The organism is uncultured Aquabacterium sp. (genome assembly GCF_913773725.1).
Taxonomy (GTDB): Bacteria; Pseudomonadota; Gammaproteobacteria; order Burkholderiales; family Burkholderiaceae_C; genus Aquabacterium.
The window spans coordinates 1-2,880 of the sequence record NZ_CAJYGK010000066.1 but is presented as its reverse complement, the minus strand read 5'-3'; the positions used below and the strand labels follow the sequence as shown (position 1 = coordinate 2,880).

Here is a 2,880-nt window from a genome sequence, read left to right as displayed (position 1 = left end):
ATCAGGGTCTTGTCCAGGAAGGCCTGCTCGGAGGCGTCCAGGCCCAGCACGGCTTCCGAGATTTCGGTGTTGATGTGCTCGACGGCCTTCAGCACGCCCTTGCCCAGGTAGCGGCTCTTGTCGCCATCACGCAGCTCGATCGCCTCGCGCGAACCGGTCGATGCACCCGACGGCACGGCGGCACGGCCCATGACGCCGCTTTCCAGCAGCACGTCGCATTCGACGGTGGGGTTGCCTCGGCTGTCGATGATCTCGCGGCCGATGATGTCAACGATGGCGCTCATCTGGGTATCCTCAAGAAAAATGAAAGTGTTGGTGATGTGATGGCCAGGCGCAGCCAAACCCGTTGAGGTTAACCGACCTGGGATGGCCCGGCCTGGAGGCGGTGACCCCCATCCGGGCGGGCCCTTCCCGCTCGAAGGACCGGATCAGGCCGAGAAGTCGGCTTCGAGGAAGCCGTTCTTCTTGGTGATGCGGTCAAGCTCGACCAGGGTCTCCAGCAGGGCCTTCATGTGCTTGAGCGGCACGGCATTCGGGCCGTCGCTCAGGGCGCAGGATGGATCGGGGTGCGTTTCCATGAACAGGCCGGCAATGCCGACCGCCACGGCGGCACGCGACAGCACGGGCACGAACTCGCGCTGGCCGCCCGAGCTGGTGCCCTGCCCGCCCGGCAGCTGCACGCTGTGGGTGGCATCGAACACGACCGGGGCGCCGGTGTCACGCATGATGGCCAGCGAACGCATGTCCGAGACCAGGTTGTTGTAGCCGAAGCTCACGCCGCGTTCGCAGGCCATGAAGTTGTCGTCGTTCAGGCCTTTTTCGCGCGCGGCGGCACGGGCCTTGTCGATGACGTTCTTCATGTCGCCAGGGGCCAGGAACTGGCCCTTCTTGATGTTCACCGGCTTGCCGCACTGGGCGACGGCGCGGATGAAATCGGTCTGGCGGCACAGGAAGGCCGGCGTCTGCAGCACGTCGACCACCGAGGCCACCGTGGGGATCTCGGCTTCGGTATGCACGTCGGTCAGGATGGGCACGTTCAGCGTGCTGCGCACCTTGGCCAGGATTTCCAGGCCCTTGTCCATGCCCGGGCCCCGGAAGGACGAACCGGACGAGCGGTTGGCCTTGTCGTAGCTCGACTTGAAGATGAACGGGATGCCCAGCGCCGAGGTGATTTCCTTCAGCGTGCCGGCGGTGTCCATCTGCAGCTGCTCGGACTCGACCACGCAGGGGCCGGCGATCAGGAAGAAAGGATGTTGGAGGCCGACGTCAAAGCCGCAGAGTTTCATGGTGAGGTCCTCGGGCCCGGATCAGGCCTTCTTGACGGCGGCCTGGTGGTCCAGCGCAGCCTTGACGTAGCTCTTGAACAGCGGATGGCCGTCCCAGGGCGTCGATTTGAACTCGGGGTGGAACTGCACGCCCACGTACCACGGGTGCACCGATTGCGGCAGCTCGACCATTTCAGTGAGCTTCTCGCGCTGGGTGATGGCCGAGATCACGAGACCGGCTTCACGCAGGCGGTCGAGGTAACGCTCGTTGGCCTCGTAGCGGTGACGGTGGCGCTCGGTCACGACCGGACCGTAGATCTGATGCGCCAGCGTGCCAGGCATCACGTCCGAGCTCTGGGCGCCCAGGCGCATCGTGCCGCCGAGGTCGGAGTTGGCATCGCGCTTCTGCACGGTGCCGTCGGCGTCCAGCCATTCGTCGATCAGGGCGATCACCGGGTGCGGCGTGTTCGGCTCGAATTCGGTGGAGTTGGCATCGGTCAGGCCGGCCTTGTGGCGGGCGTATTCGATGGTGGCCACCTGCATGCCCAGGCAGATGCCCAGGTAGGGAATGCCGTGCTCACGGGCGTACTGGGCCGCGATGATCTTGCCTTCCACGCCGCGCTTGCCGAAGCCACCCGGCACCAGGATGGCGTCGTACTGCTCCAGCGCGCTGGCCGTTTCGGGCGTCAGCGTTTCGGAATCGACATACTCGATGTTGACGCGGGCGTGGTTGTGGATGCCGGCGTGGCGCAGCGCTTCGTTGAGCGACTTGTACGAATCCGACAGCTCGGTGTACTTGCCGCACATCGCGATGGTGACGGTGTGCTTGGGGTTCTCGACCTCGTTGACCAGGTTGTCCCAGCGCGACAGGTCGGCCGGCTTGGTCTGCAACTGCAGCTTGGCGCAGATCAGGTCGTCCAGGTGCTGTTCGTGCAGCATGCGCGGCACCTTGTAGATGGTGTCGGCGTCCCACACCGAGATCACACCGGACTCGGGCACATTGGTAAACAGCGAGATCTTGCTGCGCTCGTCTTCTGGGATGGCCCGGTCGGCGCGGCACAGCAGTGCGTCGGGCTGGATGCCGATCTCGCGCAGCTTCTGCACGGTGTGCTGCGTGGGCTTGGTCTTGAGCTCGCCGGCGGCCGCAATGAAGGGCACGTAGGTGAGGTGCACGAAGGCCGTGTTCGACGGGCCCGAGCGCAGGCTCATCTGACGGGCCGCCTCCATGAAGGGCAGCGACTCGATGTCACCCACGGTGCCGCCGATTTCCACGATGGCCACGTCGACCGCTTCGGGCGTGCCGACACCGGCGCCACGGCGCACGAATTCCTGGATCTCGTTGGTGATGTGGGGGATGACCTGCACGGTCTTGCCCAGGTAGTCACCACGGCGTTCCTTCTCGAGGACGGACTTGTAGATCTGGCCGGTCGTGAAGTTGTTGGCCTTCTTCATCCGCGTGGTGATGAAGCGCTCGTAGTGGCCCAGATCGAGGTCGGTTTCGGCGCCGTCGTCGGTGACGAACACCTCACCGTGCTGCATCGGCGACATCGTGCCCGGGTCGACGTTGATGTACGGATCGAGCTTGATGAGGGTGACTTTGAGGCCGCGCGATTCG

The 2,880-nt window shown here is 64.8% G+C and carries 2 protein-coding genes and 1 pseudogene; all 3 read right to left on the bottom strand.

The window, feature by feature from the left end:
- Nucleotides 1–284, bottom strand: a pseudogene (gene eno / locus QZ709_RS08120) (phosphopyruvate hydratase); the annotation flags it as partial.
- Between the two features lie 144 nt (nt 285–428).
- Complete coding sequence (kdsA, locus tag QZ709_RS08115) at nt 429–1,286, bottom strand: 3-deoxy-8-phosphooctulonate synthase (protein WP_294636760.1); 858 nt, start codon at nt 1,284–1,286, stop codon at nt 429–431.
- Between the two features lie 21 nt (nt 1,287–1,307).
- A partial coding sequence (locus tag QZ709_RS08110) for a CTP synthase (protein ID WP_294636759.1) occupies nt 1,308–2,880 on the bottom strand: 1,573 nt, incomplete at its 5' end.

Excerpts from the sequence above, each read along its gene's own strand:
- kdsA (WP_294636760.1), bottom strand. The coding sequence starts at position 1,286 with ATGAAACTCTGCGGCTTTGACGTCGGCCTCCAACATCCTTTCTTCCTG.